15 protein-coding genes are annotated in these 22,668 nt (G+C 66.5%); 9 read left to right on the forward strand and 6 right to left on the reverse strand.

The genetic code is table 11. The features are described 5' to 3' along the window. Positions 1–15 precede the first annotated feature (15 nt). From tssH to F3J15_RS15880, 6 genes are all read left to right on the forward strand, one after another. Positions 16–2,685, forward strand: coding sequence for a type VI secretion system ATPase TssH (gene tssH, locus F3J15_RS15855; protein WP_166892349.1), 2,670 nt, complete (start codon positions 16–18; stop codon positions 2,683–2,685). A 42-nt stretch (positions 2,686–2,727) separates the two neighbouring features. After that, a complete protein-coding gene (gene tssA, locus F3J15_RS15860) occupies positions 2,728–3,849 on the forward strand; it encodes a type VI secretion system protein TssA (protein WP_166892352.1) in 1,122 nt (373 codons plus the stop codon). Between the two features lie 113 nt (positions 3,850–3,962). After that, positions 3,963–6,503 (forward strand): type VI secretion system Vgr family protein, encoded by a 2,541-nt coding sequence (locus F3J15_RS15865; protein ID WP_166892354.1) that lies wholly within the window; start codon positions 3,963–3,965, stop codon positions 6,501–6,503. Continuing rightward, complete coding sequence (locus F3J15_RS15870) at positions 6,503–7,546, forward strand: DUF4123 domain-containing protein (protein ID WP_166892358.1); 1,044 nt, start codon at positions 6,503–6,505, stop codon at positions 7,544–7,546. Before F3J15_RS15865 ends, F3J15_RS15870 begins: the two co-directional genes overlap by 1 nt. A 158-nt stretch (positions 7,547–7,704) precedes the next feature. Continuing rightward, complete coding sequence (locus tag F3J15_RS15875) at positions 7,705–8,556, forward strand: hypothetical protein (protein WP_166892361.1); 852 nt, start codon at positions 7,705–7,707, stop codon at positions 8,554–8,556. Then, entirely contained in the window at positions 8,549–10,843 is a 2,295-nt protein-coding gene (locus F3J15_RS15880; RefSeq protein WP_166892363.1) for a DUF2235 domain-containing protein, read from the forward strand. Before F3J15_RS15875 ends, F3J15_RS15880 begins: the two co-directional genes overlap by 8 nt. A 105-nt stretch (positions 10,844–10,948) precedes the next feature. Here F3J15_RS15880 and F3J15_RS15885 read toward each other — a convergent pair whose 3' ends face one another. From F3J15_RS15885 to F3J15_RS15900, 4 genes are all read right to left on the reverse strand, one after another. Beyond that, complete coding sequence (locus F3J15_RS15885; RefSeq protein ID WP_166892367.1) at positions 10,949–11,911, reverse strand: OmpA family protein; 963 nt, start codon at positions 11,909–11,911, stop codon at positions 10,949–10,951. Positions 11,912–11,915: 4 nt separating this feature from the next. Beyond that, the gene (gene tagF / locus F3J15_RS15890; protein ID WP_069246999.1) at positions 11,916–12,905 is read right to left on the reverse strand and encodes a type VI secretion system-associated protein TagF; all 990 of its coding nucleotides are present in this window, start codon (positions 12,903–12,905) and stop codon (positions 11,916–11,918) included. Next, the gene (gene tssM / locus F3J15_RS15895; protein WP_166892371.1) at positions 12,902–16,846 is read right to left on the reverse strand and encodes a type VI secretion system membrane subunit TssM; all 3,945 of its coding nucleotides are present in this window, start codon (positions 16,844–16,846) and stop codon (positions 12,902–12,904) included. Before tssM ends, tagF begins: the two co-directional genes overlap by 4 nt. 301 nt (positions 16,847–17,147) lie before the next feature. Further along, the gene (locus F3J15_RS15900) at positions 17,148–17,993 is read right to left on the reverse strand and encodes a M15 family metallopeptidase (RefSeq protein ID WP_089483353.1); all 846 of its coding nucleotides are present in this window, start codon (positions 17,991–17,993) and stop codon (positions 17,148–17,150) included. Positions 17,994–18,114: 121 nt separating this feature from the next. Between F3J15_RS15900 and F3J15_RS15905 the strand changes: the two genes are divergently transcribed. Both F3J15_RS15905 and F3J15_RS15910 read left to right on the forward strand, forming a co-directional pair. Beyond that, complete coding sequence (locus tag F3J15_RS15905) at positions 18,115–19,086, forward strand: phage tail protein (RefSeq protein WP_166892374.1); 972 nt, start codon at positions 18,115–18,117, stop codon at positions 19,084–19,086. Between the two features lie 207 nt (positions 19,087–19,293). Further along, a complete protein-coding gene (locus tag F3J15_RS15910) occupies positions 19,294–20,319 on the forward strand; it encodes a transporter (RefSeq protein ID WP_069249208.1) in 1,026 nt (341 codons plus the stop codon). Positions 20,320–20,343: 24 nt separating this feature from the next. Here the strand turns inward: F3J15_RS15910 and F3J15_RS15915 are convergent, their stop codons facing one another. Further along, positions 20,344–20,493, reverse strand: a complete 150-nt coding sequence (locus F3J15_RS15915; protein WP_226207833.1) for a DUF1427 family protein — start codon at positions 20,491–20,493, stop codon at positions 20,344–20,346. A 27-nt stretch (positions 20,494–20,520) separates the two neighbouring features. Next, entirely contained in the window at positions 20,521–21,498 is a 978-nt protein-coding gene (locus F3J15_RS15920) for a zinc-binding alcohol dehydrogenase family protein (protein WP_166892377.1), read from the reverse strand. Positions 21,499–21,659: 161 nt separating this feature from the next. Between F3J15_RS15920 and F3J15_RS15925 the strand changes: the two genes are divergently transcribed. Then, entirely contained in the window at positions 21,660–22,580 is a 921-nt protein-coding gene (locus F3J15_RS15925; RefSeq protein WP_166892378.1) for a LysR family transcriptional regulator, read from the forward strand. Positions 22,581–22,668 lie beyond the last annotated feature (88 nt).

Here is a 22,668-nt window from a genome sequence, read left to right on the forward strand (position 1 = left end):
CCTGAGATCGACGCCATGAGCACGCCTCTGAAGACCCTGATCACGAAACTGAACGCGCTGTGCCGCCACGCGACCGAGCGTGCGGCGAGCGCGTGCCTGGCGCGCGGCCACTACGAGGTCGATCTCGAGCACCTGTTCCTCGCGCTGCTCGACGAAGCGACGGGCGACCTGCCGCTCGCCCTGCGCGCGAGCCGCGTCGATCCGCACGCGCTGCACGCGGATCTCGAGCGCGAACTGACGCGCCTGAAGACGGGCAACACGCGCACGCCGGTGTTCTCCGTGCACCTGATCGCGCTGTTCGAACAGGCGTGGCTGATCGCGTCGCTCGACTCGCAGCTCGGCCGAATCCGTTCGGGACACCTGCTGCTCGCGCTGCTGACCGCGCCCGATCTCGCGCAGTTCGCGCAACGGATGTCGTCGCAGTTTGCGGAAATGAACGTGACGGACCTGAAGCACAAGTTCGACGAGATCATGGCCGGCTCGAGCGAAGCCGAGCCGCGTCAGGCGGACGACGAAGGGAGCGACGTCGCGCCGGCCGCCGACGGCCTGGCGCCCGCGTCCGGCCCGTCGAAGACGCCCGCGCTCGACACGTACACGACCAACCTCACGCAGCGCGCACGCGACGGCAAGATCGACCCGGTGATCGGCCGCGAAGCCGAGATCCGCCAGGCGATCGACATCCTGATGCGCCGCCGCCAGAACAACCCGATCATGACCGGCGAGGCCGGCGTCGGCAAAACGGCGGTCGTCGAGGGTCTCGCGCTGCGCATCGCGGCCGACGACGTGCCGCCGCCGCTGCGCGGCGTCGCGCTGCACGTGCTCGACATGGGGCTGCTGCAGGCCGGCGCGAGCGTGAAGGGCGAGTTCGAGAATCGCCTGAAGAGCGTGATCGACGAGGTGAAGAAGAGCGCGCACCCGATCATCCTGTTCATCGACGAGGCGCACACGATCATCGGCGCGGGCGGCCAGGCCGGCCAGAACGATGCGGCGAACCTGCTGAAGCCGGCGCTCGCGCGCGGCGAGCTGCGCACGATCGCGGCGACGACGTGGAGCGAATACAAGAAGTACTTCGAGAAGGACGCGGCGCTCGCGCGGCGCTTCCAGGTCGTGAAGGTCGAGGAGCCGAGCGAGCCGCTCGCGGCCGCGATGCTGCGCGGCATGTCCGGCCTGATGGAGAAGCACTTCAACGTACGGATCCTCGACGACGCGATCACCGAGGCCGTGCGCCTGTCGCACCGCTACATCAGCGGCCGCCAGCTGCCGGACAAGGCGATCAGCGTGCTCGACACCGCGTGCGCGAAGGTCGCGCTCGCGCACAGCGCGACGCCGGCGGCGATCGACGACACGAAGAAGCGCATCGAGCGCATCGACGCGGAAATCGCGTCGCTGGAGCGCGAGGCAGCGGGCGGCGCGTCGCACGACGAGCGGCTCGGCGAGCTGCGCGGCGCGCGCGACACGGCGCTCGAACAACTGGCGAAGGACGAGGCGCGCTATGAAGCCGAGCGCGTGATCGTCGCCGAGATCACCGAACTGCGCGAAGCGCTCGACAAGGCACGTGGCCCGTCGGAAGACGGCCAGCCGGTCGACGTGCAGGCCACCCGCGACAAGCTCGCCGAACGCGTCGCGGCACTGCACGCGCTGCAGGGCGGCGAGCCGATGGTGCCGCTGCAGGTCGACGGCCACGTGGTCGCCGAGATCGTCGCCGCGTGGACGGGCATTCCGCTCGGCCGGATGGTGAAGGACGAGATCGACACCGTGTTGAACCTGCAGCCGCTGCTCGCCGCGCGCGTGATCGGCCAGGACCACGCGCTGGAAGCGATCGCGCAGCGCGTGCGCACCGCGACCGCGAGCCTCGAGGATCCGAACAAGCCGCGCGGCGTGTTCATGTTCGTCGGGCCGTCGGGCGTCGGCAAGACCGAGACGGCGCTCGCGCTGGCCGACATCCTGTACGGCGGCGAGCGCAAGATGGTCACGATCAACATGAGCGAGTACCAGGAAGCGCACAGCGTGTCGGGCCTGAAGGGCTCGCCGCCGGGCTATGTCGGCTATGGCGAAGGCGGCGTGCTGACCGAGGCCGTGCGCCGCAACCCGTATTCCGTCGTGCTGCTCGACGAGGTCGAGAAGGCGCACCCTGACGTGCTCGAGATGTTCTTCCAGGTGTTCGACAAGGGCGCGATGGACGACGCGGAAGGGCGCGAGATCGACTTCCGCAACACGCTGATCATCCTGACGTCGAACGTCGGTTCTTCCGCGGTGATGCAGGCGTGCCTGAACAAGCCGGCCGAGGAGCTGCCCGATCCGGACGCGCTTGCCGAGACGCTGCGCCCGCAGCTGTACAAGACGTTCAAGCCCGCGTTCCTCGGGCGGATGAAGGTCGTGCCGTACTACCCGATTTCCGATGACGTGCTGGCCGAGATCATCGAGCTGAAGCTCGAACGGATCCGCCGCCGGATCGAGGCGAACCACAAGGCCGCGTTCGAATGGGACGAGTCGCTCGTCGACGCGGTGCTCGCGCGCTGCACCGAGGTCGACTCGGGCGCCCGCAACGTCGACCACATCCTGAACGGCACGCTGCTGCCGGAGATCGCGGGCCACGTGCTCGGCCGGATCGCCGACGGCGAGGCCATCGCGCGCATCGCGGTGCGCGCGGACGAGGCCGGCGAATTCACGTACACCGTCGAATGAGCGCGGCCGTGCAACGCAAGCATTTGATGAACTGACCGAACCATGCCGATCAATCTCCCCGAGCTGCTGACGCCGATCAGCGATGCGTCGCCCAGCGGCGACGACCTGCTGTTTTCGAACGAATTCGACGCGATCCAGGATGCGCGGCGCTACGACGATCCGACGCTCGACCAGGGCGAGTGGGTGACCGAGATCAAGGAGGCCGACTGGGGCTTCGTGGTCGACCATGCAGGCGAGCTGCTGCGCACGCGCACGAAGGACCTGCGGCTCGCCGTGTGGCTGACCGAGGCGCTCGCGCTCGAAGACGGCATCACCGGCCTCACCGAAGGCTATGCGCTGCTCGAGGGCCTGTGCCGCGACTTCTGGGACACCGTGCACCCGCTGCCGGAAGACGACGACACCGAGCACCGGCTCGGCAACGTCGCGTGGCTGTCCGGCCGCACGGCCGAGCTGCTGCGCGCGGTGCCGATGACGGACGGCGCGTCGAACGCGTTCAGCACGCTCGACTGGGAAGTGGCGCAGCACGTCGCGCAGGCCATCAAGCGCGACCCCGAACACGCGGACGACATCGCGCGCGGCAAGCCGTCGATCGAGCAGATCGATTCGTCGCGGCGCGTGACGTCGATCGCGTTCTACACCGCGTTGCTCGCGAACCTGAAGGCGTTCGAATTCGCGCTCGATGCGTTCGAGGAACGGCTCGTCGAGCGCGCGGGCAATTCGGCGCCGAGCTTCCGGCAGGCGCGTGACGCGTTCGAGACCGTGTACCGGCTCGCCGAGCGCTTTGCGCGCGAGCAGGGTTATACGGGCAGCGCGCCGCACACGCAGTCGGCACCTCAGGCGCAGCCCGAGCGCATCGAGCCGGTGTTCGGCAACCCGATCCAGACCGAGGAGACTCACGTGCAGCCGCAGCCCGTTCCGCGCCCCCCGGTGACGCAGATGATCGCCGGCATCCAGAATCGTGCGCAGGCCGTCGACCAGTTGCGCGCGGTCGCCCGCTATTTCCGCCAGACCGAGCCGCACAGCCCGGTCGCGTATCTTGCCGACAAGGCCGCCGAATGGGCCGACATGCCGCTGCACAAGTGGCTCGAGAGCGTCGTGAAGGACGACGGCTCGCTGTCGCATATTCGTGAGTTGCTGGGCGTGCGGCCGGACGAGCAGTCGTGAGCGACGATGCCGCGGCGACGTGTGCCCGGACGCCGTCGTGCGGTGAGGGAAGGGCTCTTTCCTGAGAGCGCGGGCCCCGGCGGGTCCGCGGCAAACAAGAAGGTGAGTGACGCATGAACGCGACAGAACTGGCGCAGGCGATTCGCGGCGGCCTGATTCAGCAGGACCGCCTGCTGAAGACGGACATCCCGTCGTTGCCGGACAATGCGCTCGTACCGCGCCGGGCCATGACCCGTTCCGAACTGGGGCGCGATTTCAGCGTGACGCTCGATCTCGTGTCCACCGCGAGCGACGTCGAACTCAAGACGCTGATCGCTCAGCCGATGACGCTGTGGATCCAGCAGGCGGACCGGTCGTATCTCCCGATCAACGGCTATGTCCATACGGCGCGCAGGCTCGGCGCGGACGGCAGCCTGTCGAGCTACCAGCTCACCTTTGCGTCGTGGATGCACTTCCTCAAGTTCCGCAGCGACATGCGGTACTGGCAGGATCAGAGCGTCGACGCGATCCTCTCCGATGTGTTCGACGCGCATCCTCAGGCCAAGGGCCGGTATCAGTTCGTGCTGTCGAAGCCGCTGCCGTCGCGCTCGTACTGCCGCCAGAGCGAAACCGACTGGAACTTCGTGCATCGCCTGATGGAGGACGAAGGGCTGTTCGGCTTCTGGCGGTATGCCGACGACGGCAAGACGCATACGCTCGTCATTACCGACGATCTGCATGCGGTCGACGAGTTGGCGCCCAAGGCCGTTGGCTTCGATCGCGCGGGAACGGGCACGGAAACGACCGGCTTTACGCAATGGGCTGCGTCGAGAACCCTGCAGAGCACGCTGCACACGACGCGCACGTTCGACTACAAGTCGCCGTCGTCGGCGGGCAATCCGAACGGCACGACACTGCCGACCAAGGCCGGCCAGGGCGATCTTCCGGATCAGGCGGAAATCTACGAATACACGGGCGCCTACACGTATCCGGGCCAGGACCGCGGCGAACATCTGTCGAAGATCCGCCTCGAGGAATGGGAGTCGCGCGCGAAGCGTTTCTTCGGCGTGGGCGGCGTGCGCGGGATCGATGCGGGCCGGCGCTTCGCGCTGGTCGATCATCCGGAGCGCGATCGTGAGTTCGCGGCGATCGGCGTGACGCGCTACATCGAGAACAACTTGCCGCTGTCGGACCACGAGGCGCACTTCCCGCACAGCCTGCAGGACCGGCTCGCGCGAGCCAAAGCCGCGCACGGTGCGGCGGCCGCGTTCGAAGTCGGGCACGAAGACGGTTCGGCCGGGTTCTACCTCGTCGAGGTCGAAGCGCAACGCGCGGCGGTGCCGTATCGCAGCCCGTTCGAGCACAAGAAGCCCGTGATGCAGCTCGAGACGGCCGTCGTCGTCGGGCCGAAGGGCGAAGAGGTGTATACGGACGCGCTGAACCGCATCAAGGTCATGTTCGTCTGGGACCGGCAGAACGAGGGCACCGAAACCGCATCATGCTGGATGCGTGTCGTGCAGTCGGATACCGGCGGCGGCTACGGCGCAGTCCATATTCCGCGGGTCGGCGAGGAAGTGCTGATCGGTTACATCGGCGGAGACTGCGACCGGCCGATCGTCATGCATCGGGTCTACAACGGGGCAACCAAGCCGCAGTGGCATAGCGACGGCATCCTGTCGGGCTTCCGGTCGAAGGAGTACGCGGGGTCGGGGCACAACGAGATGGTGCTCGACGACGCGACCGGCCAGAACCGTGCACGCCTGTTCAGCAGCAGCGCAAATTCGCTGTTGCATCTCGGCTACCTGATCGAACAGAACGGCAACACGCGGGGCGCGTATCTCGGTTCGGGGTTCGACTTGCGTACGGATGCGTACGGTGCCGTGCGCGCCGGGCAGGGGCTGTACATCACGACGCATCCGAAGCCGGCGAACAGCCAGCCGCTCGACGTGCGAGAGACGCAACAGCAACTCGTCAATGCCGAGGGGCTGATCGAGTCGTTGTCGCAGGTCAGCGAAGCGCATCAGGCCGAAAGCCTCGGTCACGGTCAAGAAGCGCTGAAGACGTTCACCGACGCGACGCAGGAGAGCTTGGCGGGGGCGTCGTCGGGCGGCCGGACCGCCGGCGGCGGGACGGGGAACGCGAATGCGTTCAAGGAGCCGGTGATGCTGTTCGCGAGCCCGGCGGGGATCGGGATGGCGTCGCAGCAGTCGGTGCACCTGGCAAGCGACCGGCAGACCAATATCGTCAGCGGTCAAAGCACCTTCATCACGAGCGGCAAGTCGCTGATCGCCGGCATCCGCGACCGCATCAGCCTGTTCGCGCAGAATGCCGGAGTGAAGCTGTTCGCCGCGAAGGGCAACGTCGAGGTCCAGGCGCACGCGGACAACATCGAGCTTACCGCGCAGAAGACCGTGAAGATGGTGGCGGCGACCGAGGCCGTCGATGTGGCCGCGAAGCAGGAGGTCCTGCTGACGTCGGGCGGCGCCTATATCCGGATCAAGGGCGGCAACATCGAGATTCACGCGCCGGGGAAGATCGATTTCAAGGGCGCGCAGCACCAGTTCAGCGGGCCGACGAGCATGCAGTATCCGCTGCCCGCGATGCCGGGCGGCACGTGCAAGCAGTGCGTGCTGAACGCGCATAGCGGGCGCGAATCGATGGTCGAGGCAGATTGATGGACGACGTCAACGACACGGGCGACGTGGTCGATTGGGACGACGCAGTCGAGACAAGCGAAGCCGTCGACACCGCGCCGAATCCGCGCGAGCCGGCGTGGCCGGCGTTCCTGGAAACACTGAAGGCTTCGCTGGCGCATGCGGACGACGACGGCAGGGCGATGCGGCTTTATGTGCTCGTCGATACGCGCGGCTATCAGGAGCTGGATGTGCAGCTCGCGGCGGTGCGCGGCCTGCGCTATGCGTCGCTGTGGATCGATACCGGGCTCGATGCCTATACGGATATCGCGCCGTACCTGATCGCGTTCGAGCGCGACGCGCTCGACGACGAGCATGCCGAGCAGCATCGGCTGCTGCGTCGGCTGTGGCTCGATGCAGTCGATCTGCATGCGGTGACATGGCTGTGGTCGACGTGGACGTTCGATGCGCTCGACGCGCATCTGCGCCGGTATGTGCAGTACAAGTTGCCCAATGGCCGTTCGTACTACCTGTTCTTCTTCGACAACCACGTATTCGAACGCATGCGGCAGGTGTGGAGCGATGCGCAGGCGCGGCAGTTCGCTGCGCCGTTCGCCGAGATCCGGTATCGCGATCGGCGCCTCGACGAGGTCGTGTGGCGCAACGATGCGCCGGCGATCGAAGGCGCGGCGCCGGCGGGCAATGCACCGGACCTGAGCGAGCAGCAGCACGCTCGGTTGATCGAGCTCGGGTATCCGGACAAGCTCGTGCTGAAGTTTCGCGAGACGATGGGGGCGGTGGTCGATCACTTGTCCGATGCGGACCTTCACGATCAGGTCGTCGAGCAGCTCGATCGCGCGGCGGCGCACGGGATCGTCGATGAGATCGGGCTGCTCTGCTATGTCGTGACCGGCGTGCAGGTTGCGCCGCGGTTCGACGAGCACCCGGCCGTGAAGTCGTCGCTCGAAGCCGCGTCGCGCGGGGAAACGAGCGTCGATGCGGCGCTTGCGTCGATCGACGATGCGACCTGGGATGCGATTCGCGACGCGCACGAGCGCGCGTTGCTGGAGGCGGGGCACGGCTGAGTCGGATACGCTCGATCAAGGTCGCGGGCATGCGCCGATCGGCATCGCATGCCGGACCGCCTTCGAGCAGCGTGCGACGATGATCGATCACATATGCAAAGCCGACGCTTGCTCGTCATTGGGCGGCGTTCGAGACGTCACTCAGAAGGGAAACATCGATGCATAGAGGAACGAAATTGGTTCGTATGACGGGCCGTGTTCTGGCGACTTGCTTGTTGTTCGCCGCAGTGACGGCCTGTGGTAAATCCGAGCCGACCTACAGCGGGATTTCGGTCATGGGCCGGAACTATCTGCCGTACAACATGAACGGTTTCACCATCACCGACGCATACGGCAACAAGGCAAGCGGTGGCGGAGACGATCCGCCGGGCGCAGGTGGCGGCAGCGTCGCGTGTTGCTACACGCTCAAGGGCACCGAATTTACGGTCAAGTGGAAGTACTACGACGCAGATCGATGGACGATGGACGACTCGCATGCGCAGCAAGTCGAGACCAAGGTCGTGATGCCGTCGTCGGCCGTTCCCGAGAAAGTCGGCAGCCGGATTCTCGAAGTTCATTTCTATCCGGATCGTCACGTCGAGTTTCAGTTCCCCGGCCAATTGCTGGACGAATCGCGCATTCCGGTCGTGGATGTTTCCCGATGGATGGCGACGCACTATCAGGAGCAACTGGACAAGAAATTCGACGACACGGATGGACAGTCGCATCGGCGCATTGCGCGTGCCGTTGCGACGGCGTGGCTTAAATACCAGCTGACCGACCGGAACGACCTCGAGCAGTACGCGTATTTCAGTTTGCTCGTGAACAGTCGATTCGATGCGCATCCGGAAGTGCAGCGGATCTTGCGGGCTGCGGCCGGAAAGCCTGGTGCGTTCGCCAAGTCGATGCAATCGCTGCCGAAGAACGTATTGGCCGAACTGGCAAGCGGCAAGTTCAAGCCGTCGAACGTACCGACGATTCCCGACGGCCTGGTGCCGCCGCCGCGCGTAGAGGAGAAGCAGCATGGCTGAGAGAATCAAGCTCGATCCGGATGACGCGACACCGATGTCCACATACATGCAGCTTGTCTGCCAGGACGCAAACATGTATCCGAAAGGGGACTGTTTGCCATGTGGCGCGACGATCCGCATGGGATTTTTCTTCGATGCGTTTGGCAGAAGTCGCGATATTGACGACAAGTCGAGCTCGCAATATTCGAACATCTGCCGTTTGTGGGAAGCGCACCGCGACAACGATGACAGGCATCGGCCGGTCAATCAGTTCTGGTTCCGTTTCTATTATTCGGGACTGGGCACGCCGCTCAATGAGTCAGCCAAGGCCAATGAATGGATCAATGCGGGCGTAGCCGCGGCCAAGATGGGAGGCAAGAAGGCGTTGAGCGGAGCGGAGTCGGTCGCCAAGTCGTTCACGCGCGTCAATACGCCAATCAAACAGGCCAGCGTGAAAACGCGTGTCGACGATGTGAAGAAGCAGTTCATCGAGAACTTTCTCGAGGGGGATTTTTCGCTTCGGCCAATCGATAAGGCCTTCCAGGATCTTCGGAAGGATATCGAGCGCATTCCCGCTCAGGCGCGGCGCGTCATGAATGTGGTGAATGCGTCGCCGGAGCGATATTGGGAACGCACCAAGGCGACCGGAACGCTGTTGTGGCGCAACGCGAAGAACGATTTCAAGAACAACGTCAAAGGCGCCCCGATGAAGGCGGGCTGGGCGGTTGCGCGAAGTCTGTTTGTCGGCATAGCGATGGAGAACGTGCCGATCGTGCGTGACAATTCCGTCATGGCCAAGGCTTTCGGGACGGGTGTCGATACGCGGTTGATCGCAGCCAAAGATCAGTTCGAAGAGGCGTACCACGCGGTCAAGAAGCAGATGCCGAAGGTTCGGGCCATCGAGGTATCGGTGTTCGGCGCGGACCGCGGGTGCGTGCTCGCGCGCGCGTTCATCAACGACCTGGCGGAGAAATACAAGCGCAGGGACGACATGGATCTTGCCATCGACGGCGTATCGATTCAGATCAAGTTTGTCGGCCTGCTCGATGCTGTTTCGTCGGCCATGTCGGAAGAGGCCGGCGAACTGATCGGCATGGTCCCGTATCTGGGGATGATCAAGACCAGCTACAAGGATCGAGCCCTGGGCATACCAGCCAGTGTGCAGCGCTGCGTTCATTTTGCCGCGGCGCACGAGATGCGCTTTTATCAGCGTCTCGACAGTCTCGAGAAGACCCGCGGCGAGCAATTCCTTTATCCGGGTACGAGTTGCGACGTCGTTGGCGGCGCCCCCAAGGGTTCGCTTGGCTTCAACGCCGAGTTGATGCGGATTCCTCTGCGAGACATGCTGCTGGAGGCGTTGAAGGCAGGGGCCGTCATGGATACGATGGAGGATCTGCGAGATAAGAAGCCGGACACCTTCCGGAAATTCACGATTGCACAGCCGATCAATGCAGACGGCAAGCAATATCGCATCAAGCAACTCGTCGATGCGTACTACGCCCTCGTCCCCCGCAAACCCGGCGCCGACTTCATGGAGCATTCGAAAGTCTTCATGCGCTGGATCTCGGCCCGCTACATGGACCCCGAATTCCGTCGCACGATCGCTGACCCAGTCGCCGACTGGAAGCGCAACATGAGCGACGCCGACCTGCAGCGCAAGACCACGAAGTCGCAACTCGACTGGGAGCTGCAGCGACAAGGCATCAACATGAGCATGTTGGCCAGCCGCAGCCCGGATGATCAGGCGAAGCTTCGTGGAATGAAGGCTGCGAGCGACGCGGCGCAAAAACGCTATGAGAAGTTGATCGCGGAGGCGCCGAATGACTATTCGACGGTGTGGGAGCGTCTCGAAAAGGAAGCGGCAAAGAAGCTGCGCAGCGCGCTGTACCAGGACGGCTGGAAGCAATCCGCCGAGCACATCCGAAATCTGCCGGAAACGTGGGATTCTGATAACAAGGTCAGCGCGGCTACGGTCGAAACCGCTATGCTGCCCGAAGCTGAAATGGAGCTCGTGTCAGCCTGGAAGGAGGGCATCGAAGGCAAGCATCCGCTGCCACCCGACGTGATGGCACTGTTCGACATGCTCGTCCACGACACACTGCTGACGAGCTGGCAGGACCATGTGCTGGCGCCGTCACTGTACTTCCGGACACGCGACAAGGATACGTTCGGGTCGAGTGATCTCGACAAGGAAGCGAAGCAGCGCAAGAAGGACGACCTCGCCGCCGCCCGTATCGACCAGGCCGCCAAGCAGAGCCAGGAATGGGCGAAAAGGTACAAGGGCGGCGCGACGCCTCCCGTTCATTGACGGCCGGTAGCCGCCCGTGAAAAACGGGCGGCGACAATTCCCGTCGCCGCCCGCATCGGATGATCGCCCGCCGGCTCGCGATGGAGCCGGCCGCCCTCCGCAAATTTACTGCCCCACCCGGAACTCGATCCGCCGATTCCGTGCCCGCCCATCCGCCGTATCGTTCGGCGCGATCGGCTGATCCGGCCCGACGCCCGTCGTCGTCATCTGCTGCGGCGGAATGCTCTTCGTGATCAGGTAGCCCTTCACCGAATCCGCGCGCGCCTGGCTCAGCGCGATGTTCGACGTGCGGTTCCCCGAGTTGTCGGTATGGCCGATGATGTCGACCGTGCGGTTCTGCATCTTCGCGAGTGCGGCCGCCATCTGGTCGAGGATCAGCTTGCCCTGCGGCGTGAGCGTCGCGCTGCCGGTCTCGAACTCGATCGTCCGGTTCGCGAGCGTCTGGTCGAGCACGCCCTGTTCCGACGCCGACACACGCAGCCCGTTCTTGATCGTATACGTCGGGTTCAGCGTGTTCGCCATGTCGCTCGCGAGCTGCTGGCGTTGCGCCTCGTTGTGCACCTCGCCCTTCATCTCGATCTGCGTGCCGTTGATCTTCAGCTGCCCCTTGCTGATCTGCTTGAGCTGCGAGCCGAGCAGCTTCTGCACGTTCGCGCTCCAGTTCGGCGGCGTTGCGACGTCACCCACCTCGATCTGGTCGACGACGTTGGTCGCGCCGTAGGTATCGCGCAGCTTCTGCAGCACGGCGGCCTTGGTCGCCTCGTCGGGCACTTTGCCGCCGACGACCACCTGGCCGGGCGTCGCGGTCGCGGGCGGCGGCGTGAGGGTGTTCGCGGTGCCGGCCGTGCCGTGCACGACGGCGCCGGAAGCCGTCCCCGGCGCGGCGCCGGGGTTCGCGGAGAGCGCGGTTGTCGTGACCGTGCCGTTGCCGACCGGCGTGACGGTCGCGCCGGTGTTCTGCGCGAAGGCCGCGCCGCTGGCGAAGAGCCCGGCGGCGAGGAGGGCGGCGACGGCGGGCGAGAGCGCGGCCGAAAAGCGCGCGCGCCGGGCTTGAATCGTGCGATGCATCCCGTCAGCCTCCGATGAACGCTTCGCGGAACGCGTCGATGGCGACACGCAGCGAGAGTTGCGGTTGGTCGAGGTAGCTGACGAGCTTGCTGATCTGGTGATCGTTTTGCGCATGGGCGTCGATCCACTCGGGATCGTCGATGTCGATGTTGTGGGCGGCGTAGGTCTGCGGGTCGACGACGCTCAGCAGCGTCTTCGCCGACGCACCGTTGAAGCCGATGATGAGCCGTTCGCGCTCGGCGATCGTGCCGATGAAGATCGCGAGCTCGAAGTCGGCCTGCGCGACGAACGGCGCGATCAGTTCGAGCCAGAACGCGGCGACGAGGCTGCGATAGAACGGATCGACCGGCAACGGCAGCGTGAGGCCGCGCTCGATGTGCGAAGAGCCGCTCTGCATCACCGGCCGCAGCAGCGAGCCGAGCGCGAGCATCGCGCCGCGCAGCCGCACGGGATGACCGCTTTCGAGCAGCATCTCCTGGAGGCCGTGCAGCGTCTGGTGTTCGACGAAATCGTTGAAGGTGCCGTCATGCGACGTGCCGGGGCCACCGATGTCGATCGGCACCTGCGTGTCGCCGAGCGCCTGCAGTGCGCCGGGCGGCTCGTCCTTGCCGAGCAGCGGCGGGATCTGTGTGGCGACGCGCGACCACAGCCGCGCGAACGCGAGCGGGCTGCGCGCGAGGAACGCGAGTGGCCGGTCGACCTCGAGCGCGGTCGCCCCGAGGAACGGGAAGCGGCGCATCGACACGTCGTGGCTCGCGACCATGTGGCCCGCGATCGCGAGCTTGCTGCGCGAGCCGAGGAACGCGAAATGCATCGGCTTCGCATCCTCGTAGACGAGCTTCCAGCGCGGATCTTCCGCGAGCAGCTCGAGCGCCTGCGCGATCCAGCGATCGAGCGTCTGCAGCAACTGCGGGTTGTGCGGGCTCTTCACGAAGTCGCCGCGCGACGGAATCTTGCCGAAGTAGGCGATCTGCGCCTGTACGGTTTGCGTCATTGCGCCCCCTGGGCATGCGTTGCGTTGGCGGCCGCGACGGCCGGCGCTGCGGCCGGCGTGCCCGTGCCGGCGGTCTGGGTTGCGTTCTGCGCGGCGCCCGCGCTTGCGTCGGCGACCGACGACGGCAGCTGCAGGCCACGCAGGCTCTGCTGCTGTGGCTGGTCACCGCCACCGCCGGACGGTTGCGACGTGCTGATGATGCGCATCGTCACCGACACGTTCACGCTGCCCTGCGCCCACGTCAGGTCGAAGGTGCCGTCCGGACGGCGCTTGCGTTGCGCCGAGTTGATCAGCTTCTCGAGACCGTAGCGGCCCGGCTCGTTGACGAGCTGCACCGTGCGGCCGTCGAAGGTCGTCGCGGACAGCGTCGCGCCCGGCGAGCCCTGCGGGTTCGGCCACACGAAGTTGGTCCACTGCGGCGGCGTGTTGCGGTAGCGCAGCTGCTGGCCGTCGATCGCGATCGTGTATTCCGTCGTGCCCGTGCTCGGCTGCGGCAGGATCTGGAACACGGTCTGCGGCTCGGACGATGCGGCGGCGCTGCCTGCCGCACCGCCGGCGAGCGGTGCGACCCAGCGTGCGAAGCCGTTCGTGAAGTCCGGCGTGAGGCCGATGCCCATGTCGCCCCACGTGCGGGCGGCGAGGGTGTCGCCGCGGCGCACCGCGAGCGGCCCGAGCGTCGTGCCGACGAACTTCGCGATCGAGCCGTCCGGACCGAACACCTGCGCGATTTCACCGGCGCCGGCCTCGACCTTCGCGCTCGCCGCGAACGGGTACTTCGTCGCGAGCGAGTTCTGGAACGGCTGGTAGACCTGCGCGTTCCACACCTTGTTGACTTCGGCGCTGGCCGGCTGGATCACGACCGCGAACGCCTGCATCAGCGGCCGCACCAGCAGCGGACGCAGCGACTTGCGTTGCGAATCGGTGAGGCCCGTCAGCATCTGCTCGTCGACGAGCTTCAGCGAATCGGCGAGTTCCGAACCGTTGCCGTCGAGCGTCTGCTGCATCAGCTGGCGCGCGCCCGGGCCCGGGTCGCCCTGGTTCTTGATCACGTTGAAGCGCGTGCGGACCTTCGACAGCGACTCCATGTAGCCCTTGAGCATCGACGTGCCGTCATGCAACGCGACGATCCGTGCGAGCCCGACGAACTCCTGGCCGATCGGACCCATCGGCACCTCGGCCGGATTGCCGTTGATGTCGATGTTGGCGGCCGCCACCTGGCCGGCCGGCGAGCGCGAGAACAGTTGCTTGACCCAGTTCACGACGCCCGTCTGCGCCTTCTTGATCGTCACGTTCGCGAGCGACGGGTTGTCCCACGAGGTCTGGTCGTACGCGGTCTCGAGGATCTTGCGGATCGGCGAATCCTGCGGGTCGCCGAGGCGGTTCATCCCGTCGACGGCCTGGCCGAAGCTGGTGAAGCCCTGTACCGCGATACCCTGCATGAACTTCTGCCAGTGCTGCGCGTACTCGGTCTTGTACATGCCGACCAGCGTCTTCTGGATCTGCTCGGGGCTGCCCTCGAGCGTCAGGTCATCCTGCGTCGACGTGTTCAGCACCCAGTCCTTCGCCTGCAGTTCCTTGGTCGCCGCGTCGCGGATCGCCGGCTGCACGTAGTCGAACCACGCTTCGCGCGTGAACGTGCCCGGAATCGCGTAGCTGCCGGCCACGAGCCCCTGGTTGCCGTCGCCGACGATGCGTGCGATGGTCATCGGCGCGAAGCGGGTCGAGGCGCGTGCCTTGATTTCCTCGTACACGCGCTGGCGGGCCGGCATGCCGCGCACGACGTGGCGCAGGTTCTCGCGGGTCTGGTCGACGAGCGCGAGGTTCGCATCGATCATCGGCCAGTTGTCGTCGTTCACGCGGGCGAGGTAGAACGAGATCATGCGTTCCGCGCTGCGAATCATCTCGTCGCGCGGCATGTTGCCGCGATTCGTCTCGAGCCAGCCGCGCCAGAAGCGGGCGAGCTGGTCGGTCAGGTGCGCCTGCTCGACGTGGCGCTTGTCGGACAGCATCAGGTACGTCTTGAGCGCGTTGTACGCGTCCTGCACGTTGGTCGGCGACGCGTCGCTGTAGAGGCCGCCCTGCGGTGCGGCCGGCTGCTGCGCTGCGGCCGGCGCGGTGCCGGACGCGGCCAGTGCGGCACCGGCCTGCGGCGCGGCGCCTGCCGCGTTCGTCGAGACCGGCATCGTGCCACCCTGCACGGCGCCCGATTCGGGCGGGCGCGTCATCGGCACGAGCTGTTCGGGGTGCGCGTTCACGTCCTTCATGAACGACGCGAGGTTCTGCGACACCGGGGCCAGCAGGATCTGGCGCACGCCGTTGTAGTACTCGGTCAGCAGGTGCTGCTCGAGACGGTCGCCCTGGTACAGGCCGAGCGACACCGAAATCGGCTTGTCGCGGCGGAACTGCTCGAGCTGCTCGATCCGGTCTTCGAGGATGTCCATCGCCTGCAGGCGCGACTGCAGGTCGTTGCGGCCCTGCTGCAGACGCGTGACGTTGTCGAGATCGGCCTGCACGTTCGCGACGAGCTGCTGGTTGCCGATCGTCGACCAGGTCCAGCCGCCGAGCGCGAGCGCGAGCGCCGCGACGAAGCCGAAGAAGGTCGCGTAGCGCAGCCGCGTCTTGGTCGGGCTGGCGAACTGGCGCACCGTCTGGCGGTCCGCGAAGATCACCTTCGAGAACAGGTCGCGCAGGAAGAAGCCGTTCTTCGAGAACGCGCTGTGCGGCTTCGGCAGCGCGGCGCCGTCGAGGCCGAAGCGATGCGCGATGCGCTGCGCGGCCGCGCTGTTGGTTTCGCCTTCCTGCAGCGCGCTGGTGAAGTAGAAGCCGCGGAAGATCGGCTTGTACTGGAACGGGTTGTTCTCGAACAGCGTCGCGAGGAACGCGCGCAGCGACGGCTTGATCGTCGAGAATTCGAGCGGGAAGCTCAACTGGCCCGGCGACAGCTGGTTGCCGCGCGACAGCGACAGCTGCGCGACGCTGATCTCCTTCAGCCCTTCGTAGAGTTCCTCGAAGTGCGTGTCGAACTGCGCGACGACGTCACGCTTGTCGTCGGGTTCGTAGGGCAGGGTGGCGCCCCACACGCGGTCGTATTCGTGCTTGTCGCTGCTGCTGAAGAATTCGGTGAAGCCGGTGATCAGGTCGGCCTTCGTGAACATCACGTAGACCGGCGCGAACACTTCGAGCTTCTCCGTCAGCTCCTGAACGCGCTGGCGGAGGTTTTTCGCGAGGTTGATCGCGAATTCGGGGCGGTTGCCGGTGAGTTCGGCGATGCTCGCGGTGACGATGATGCCGTTGATCGGCGCCTTCGGGCGATAGCGCTTGAGCAGGCCGAGGAAGCCGAGCCACTCGCTGCGGTCTTCTTCATGCACCGAATAGCGGCCGGCCGTGTCGAGCAGGATCCCCTCGGTCGTGAAGAACCAGTCGCAGTTACGCGTACCGCCGATGCCGTGGATCACGGCGCTGTTCTTGTCCGCGAACGGGAACTGCAGGCCGGAATTGAGCACGGCGCTGCTCTTGCCCGCGGCCGGGTTGCCGATCACGATGTACCACGGCAGTTCGTACAGCGCGGAGCCGCCCGACACCTGGCCGATCTTCGACGTCTTGATCGTCTTCACCGCATCCGACAGGCGCGTGCGCAGCACGTCGAGGTCGGCCGTCTTCGCGTCGGGGGCGAGCGCGGCGGCGGCGGGCGCGGCGATCTTGCCGGTTTCCGCCTGCTCTTCCAGCACCTGGCCGAGCTGCTGGTTCGCGCGCTTCACGCGCCAGCGGCGCCACAGCGCGACGACGAGCCACAGCGCGAGGATCGCCGCAAAGGCGATCGCCGCCCACAGGAGCGGCAGCTGCAGCATGTCGGCGACGATGAAGAGGATGGCCGCTAGCGCGACGATCCCGACGATCGAGAGCGTACGCGGATGAGTCAGCACGTTGAGGATGCGTTGCATAGGACGTTCAGGTTCCGGTGCGATTCGATGAGGCGACGCAGGCGCGCCGAGCGGCAAGGGTGGCGCCGCGATGTGTCGCCATGCTGTCAAACGGGATGAAGGGGGCCGGCATCAATGCGCCCGCGGCATCGGAGAAGGCGCGCGCATTAATGAAAGGACGCTGTGAGATTTAAAACGGAAGCGGCGGCCGGAAAAAATCGCGCACCGGAATGCCCGATCGTTTGCTCCGCCCAAATCGTTTCCTGCCGGGTGATTAAAAAGCCCCATGCCGCCCTCATTATTTCTTGTCCGGCAGCCCTGGCTAGCTGCCGCGTCCCAGTTTAAAACCGGGTTTATGGTATTCCACGTGCCCGAGATCCATCATTTTCCAGCGGCCCCCCCAGGTCAGGCCAACCTGTTCGGCGACCTGGCCATACAACTGGTAGCCGCGCATCGCCCACGGATCTTTCTCGGAAATGACCAGCTTGCCGTCGCGCAGGAATGCGTTGTCGGACGCCAGCCCGAATTGGTGATAACTCTGGAAGGCGGCCGCGTTGGTCACGTTGCTGCCCATCTGCGCCAGCCGGTTCTGCCGTTCCGGGCTCCGGTAACCTTCCAGCAACGCCATTTCATAACCATATTGTTCGTGCATGATCTTGTAGACCAGCAGCAAACGCGTACGGAAATCCGGATCCAGCAGGTTCCAGTCGCGGCTCGCATCCTTCAGCGCCGGGCGTACCTGTTCGACTTCCTTGGTGGCGAAGACTTCCGGCGGCAGCGGCGGGGGCGGGACGAGCTGTTCGCCCTGCAGCAGCGCGGCGATCTTCTCGTCGGGCACGCGCGCCGTGTCGTCGTACTGGAACAATTGCCGGCCGCGTAACGCAATGGCGACCAATGGCGGCGTCGCAAGAATACCTGCCGATACCATAATCATCAAGCGCCGGCGAACCAGTAAATTTTGCACGTCGTTTAAAGCACCGCGCGTAGCGCTTGCCGATTTAACAATCTGACTTCGCGTACGCGAGGCGCGATCGTTCGCACGGCGCGTTAGACGGCCGTGAAACTGGGCGACGGATTCGAATACGGTCGCGCGGATACCCGGTAAAAGCAACAGTGCCGCAACCGCGACGGCAAGGGCGAAATAGGCGACGAGTGCGACGGCAATCAAAGAAATCCCCGGAAATTGGAATTGATTGTGTTTTGCAATGCTTGCTCTTAGAATCAGGCTGCTTCGAGAGGCCGGGCTATATTATCGCGGTGAATTAAACCAGGATTCAATGAGACGCTGAATGAGTGCGCCGGAAAATTCAAATTCGAAATCTCCGCCCAGCCTGCTGTCCGATACCAAACCGGCAGGCGACGGAGCTCAGCAGTCGCGCATTCTCGCGAATCTGGAAGGACGTGTCACGCCGCCGGCCGAACCGCCGCGCCGTTCGCTGAAGGCGCCGATCGCCGCCGTCGTGGCCCTGGTGGTCGCCGTCGGTGGCTGGGGCGCATGGCGCATGCAGCATGCGGGCGAGCAGGCCCCCGCCGTCACGGCCGAGGCTGCGCCTGCAGCCGCCGCGCCGGCGAAGGCCGCAGCGGCCAGCGATGCCGCCGTGCAGGTCGCGCAGAATGCCGCGTCCGCCGCATCCGCCGCGCAACCGGCCACGATCGTCAACGACGACGCAGCTTCCCGAACCGTTGCATCCGCATCGTCCGCGTCCGCCGCGGACAACAGCCGCCTGTCGCGTGCGCTCGCCAATGGCGCCGACGACGCATCGGGTGCGGCCACGGCCGGTGCGGCCGCTGCCGCGGCTGCCGCGACGACCAAAACCGCGAAGGCCGATGCCGCCAAGGCCGACGCCGCGAAGGGCGAGAAGGTCGCCGCGCACGGCAAGACCGATACGAAGGCCGACGCGAAAGCCGAGGCCCGCAAGCGTCACAAGGAACAGCAGGCCGAGCTTGCGCAGGCGAAGAAGCATCGCGACGCGACGCCGGCCCGTACCGCGAAGGCGGGCGGGAAGGACGATCCGGATGCGGACCTGCTCGCCGCGCTCGTCGCGCGCACGAAGCCAGCCGACAAGAAGCTCGCCGCGCAGAAGGCGCAGGCCGTGCCGACCAAGACGGCCGCGACGACCGGCTCGCTGGCGTCGCGCGTGAAGGAGTGTTCGGAGCGCGGTTTCTTCGAGGATCAACTGTGCCGCTGGCGCGTCTGCGAGGGTCACTGGGGCAAGGACCCCGCGTGCCCGAGCGCCGCGCAGTCGGAGACGCGGCAGTAACGCGTCCTGCGCGTGTCGACCCGCCGCACCTGCGCCGCCCGTTGGGCGGCGCGTTGCTTTTGGGGGCGCGGAGTCGGACGGTATGATGCGGCGTAACGCTGTCACCGGCGCGTCATGCCCGTCGGGCATACGTCTCCTTTCCATTTCCGGCGCAGGCGCGCGACCCGCTTTGCGCGACGCGCCGTGTGCAGCACGACCTTCGACACGATGGACCTGATCGTACAGACTTACGGCGCCGATACATCCGGCATGGTGTGCGGATTCCGCTTCGTTCCCGGCGGCTCCGGCGCGACGCTCGATGCGGACGCGGCTGCCACTTGGCTGCGCACGTGTCGCGAGCACGATGCCGCGTCGGACGATTTCGTCTGGCTGCACTTCAATCTCGCGCACGGCGCGAGCGAGCGCTGGATGCGCACGCATCTCGCGCTGCCCGACAGCTTCTTCGAATTCCTCCACGAAGGCTCGCGCTCGACGCGCATCGAGCAGGAAGACGGCGCGCTGCGCGCGATCGTCAACGACGTGATGTTCAACCTCGAACTGACGCCGTCGGAGATCGCGACGCTGTTCGTCCACGTCGAGCGGCGCATCATGGTCACCGCGCGACTCAAGCCGCTGCGCTCGGTCGACACGCTGCGCGCGTGCGTGCGCGACGGCGAGCAGTTCAGGTCGCCCGCCGAGCTGCTCGTGCACCTGCTGCGCGACCAGGCCGACTTGCTGATCCAGATCATGCGGCGCACGAGCGTCGACGTCGACCGTATCGAGGATCGCTTCCTGTCGCAGCGGCTCACGTCGAGCCGCATCGAGCTCGGCGCGATGCGCCGCACGCTGACGCGCCTGCAGCGCATGCTTGCGCCCGAGCCCGGGTCGATCTTCCGGCTGCTCGCGAAACCGCCCGCGTGGCTGCATCTGGAAGACGTGCAGGAGCTGCGCGAATCGACCGAAGAGTTCTCGCTGGTGCTGGCCGATCTGGCCGGGCTCAACGAGCGGATCAAGCTGTTGCAGGAAGAGATCGGCTCGCGTCTCGACGAGCAGAACAACCGGACGCTGTTCACGCTGACGCTCGTGACCGTGATCGCGCTGCCGATCAACATCGTCGCCGGCTTCTTCGGGATGAACGTCGGCGGCGTGCCGTTCTCGGAGAACAAGCACGGCTTCTGGCTGATGGTGCTGCTCGTCGCGGGCTTTACGGCGCTCGCCGCATGGTGGGCGTTCCGCCGGCGCGACGATCGTTAGTACCACCGGCGCCGCATCGATTCGTCAGCGCAGCAGCGCGATCGCGCGTTCGCCGATCACCATCCCGAGCAGGCCCACGAGCGCGACGAGCGGCGGGGCCGGCGAGCGGACGTGCAGCAGCGCGTACACCACGCCGACGCCGAGGCCCACCGCGAGCGAAGTCACGTAATCCATCATGGCAGTCTCCCGTATGGTCCGGCGTCAGGGCTTGAGGATGACGCGCTCGCGCGCACCGGCCAGCACCGCGCGATACGCGTCGTGTGCGCGCTCGAGCGGGTACACGTAGTCGTCGCCGATCGGGAACGGGCGCAGCGTGCCGTTGCCGAAGCCGGGCGCGAGCGTGTCGAGGATCTGCGCGACCGTGGCGCCGCTGAGCTGCAGCGAATCGACGCCCACGAACGTGTGCTGGCCGCGATAGAACGCGAAGATGTCGAACGGCACGCTGCGGTCGATCGTCGAGATGAAGATCTGCCGCGCGCCGATCGCCATCGACGCGTTCGCCGCTTCGAAGTACGGGCTGCCGACCGTGTTGTAGACGATGTCCGCGCCGTGGCCGCCGGTCGCCGCGCGCACCGCGTCGGCCACCGGTTCGTTCGACGCGTCGATCATGTGCACGTCACCCGATGCATGGCCGCGATAGCCGCCGGCGCTGCGCTCGACGCCGATCACGGTGGCGCCGTGCGCGGTCGCGAGCTGGATCGCCGCCTGGCCGACCTTGCCGTTCGCGCCGAACACGAGCACGACGTCGCCGGCCGTCGGCATACCGGCGCGGCGCAAGCCTTCGTACGCGGTGACGAACGGCACGCCGATGCCGGCCGCTTCGTCGAGCGTCAGCACGGCGGGCTTGCGGCGCACCAGCGGCGCGTCGAGTACGAGCCACTCCGCATGCGAGCCGTCGCGATGCACGCCGAGATCGCCACCCGAGCCCCACACCGGCGCGCCGATCCAGCCGTCCGGGCCGCTGCGCACGATGCCGGCCCAGTCGCGCCCTGGCGTGCGCGGCCACACCGCGTGCGGCATGCGGCCGAGCGCGGCCTTCACGTCGCTCGGGTTGACGCCGGCCGCGCGCACCTCGATCAGCATCTGGCCGTCGGCCGGGACGGGCGGGTCGATTTCCCTGACCCGCGCGTCGAGCGACTCAATGTCGGCGGCGGGGGCGTCGAAGCGGATGCTGCGCATGATGATCTCCGTGGCGGATGGCTGTCGCGCGGCCCGGCGGGGCGGTGCGCGCAGCGGGTGAAAAGGATGCATGCAGTCTAGTCGGCCCGGTTTGACGCGGAAACGCGCAAAGGCGGATGATTGCTTTGCGCTAAACGCATAGCCAAATCCGAAGGCACCGAATGGACGATTTCCTTTCCCCGCATCTGGCGCTGTTCGTCGACGTGGTCGACCAGCAGAGCTTCTCGGCGGCCGCGCGCCGGCTGGGTGTCGCCGCGTCGTCGGTCACGCGGCGCATCGACCGGCTCGAGACGCAACTGGGCATCCGCCTCCTGCATCGCACTACCCACGCGTTGCGGCCGACCGAGGCCGGGCAGTTGCTGTACGGGCGCGCGACGCGGATGCTGGCCGAGCTGCGCGGCCTGCAGGAAGACCTGCACAGCCAGCACGACGAGCCGAGCGGGCTGCTGCGCGTCGACTGCCCGGCGCCGTTCGGCCGCCGGCACCTGATGGCCGCGCTGGCTGCTTTCATGCAGCGCCATCCGGCGCTGCAGGTCGACCTGGTGCTGACCGACAGCATGGTCGACCTGCAGGGCGCGCGGCTCGGCTCCGACGTCGATCTCGCGGTGCGTATCGGCCCGCTCGAGGACACGCGCTTCGTCGCGACCGTGCTGGCGCCGCAGCGGCGCGTGCTGTGCGCGAGCGCGGCGTATCTCGCGCGGCGCGGCGAACCCGAGTCGCCCGACGCGCTCGCCGGCCACGACTGCCTCCCCTGGCACGGTGTGCCGCCGCCGGGTGCGTGGCGCTTCGGTGAGCGCCGCCACGTGCCGGCGCAGCCGCGGTTTCGCAGCAATCATTCGGAAGCGTTGCTCGAAGCCGCGATCGACGGGCTCGGTCTCGCGCACCTGCCGACCTGGCTCGCGGGCGACGCGCTGCGCGACGGACGCTTGCGCGCGGTGCTGCCGCAGTTCGCGGCGGCGCCCGAGCCGGCGACGATCCACGTGTTGCGCCAGCAGGCGCGCGGCACCGCGCGCGCGTCGCGGCTCGTCGCGTTTCTCGCGACGTGGTTCGCGCAGCCGGCGTGGGATGCCGCGTGGGCATGACGGCGGGCGGGTGCCCGTGCCGAAAGAAAAAAGGGCCTCGCATGCGAGGCCCGTCAAAGGTCGGAGAAGCCGGTGCGCCGGCCGGCAG

The organism is Burkholderia sp. Ap-955 (assembly GCF_011753045.1).
Taxonomy (GTDB): domain Bacteria; phylum Pseudomonadota; class Gammaproteobacteria; order Burkholderiales; family Burkholderiaceae; genus Burkholderia; species Burkholderia lata_D.